Origin of the sequence: Virgibacillus sp. 7505 (assembly GCF_002272135.1) — a bacterium.
Lineage (GTDB): Bacteria > Bacillota > Bacilli > Bacillales > Amphibacillaceae > Terribacillus.
This window is the reverse complement of the sequence record NZ_NPBF01000056.1, coordinates 1-475: the sequence shown is the minus strand read 5'-3', so window position 1 is coordinate 475 and position 475 is coordinate 1. Positions and strand designations below refer to the sequence as shown.

The 475-nt window shown below is 42.9% G+C and carries 1 pseudogene; it reads left to right on the top strand.

Annotated features, from left to right (window positions below):
• Positions 1-475, top strand: a pseudogene (locus tag CHH91_RS20665) (hypothetical protein); the annotation flags it as partial.

Below are 475 nucleotides of genomic sequence, written 5' to 3'. Positions count from 1 at the left end.
CGTTATCAGTTGGTGGAAGTGGCACTGTACACTTTTATGGATCGACAGGATCACAAATTGGAACGCGTAGCGTTTCCAATGGTGGCAGTATTGAATTTCCATCAGGTACAAAAGGATTTAGTTTAAGTAGTAGCGGTAGCGAGATTTATGCAATTAGAGCTACATCAGATAATAGCGCGTCTCGTATTGTTAACTTTAAAACTCCGAGTGGCGGAAACGATGGAGGAAGCGACGGAGGAAACGACGGAGGGGGCGACAATGGTTCAGGAGGCGGCGGACTGTGTGGATGCACAGAAACCATCAATCAATTAAAAGGCATAAATGATGCCTTGAGCAAGATCAGAGGTGCTATGAAGGATGACGCTATTTTAGATGAATTAAAAAAGGTTACTGGAAATCTAGGTGACTTAAAAAGTGCTATAAGTGCTTTTCACGGGGAATTTAAAACAGATATGTCGGCTAGTATGCCTAGCAT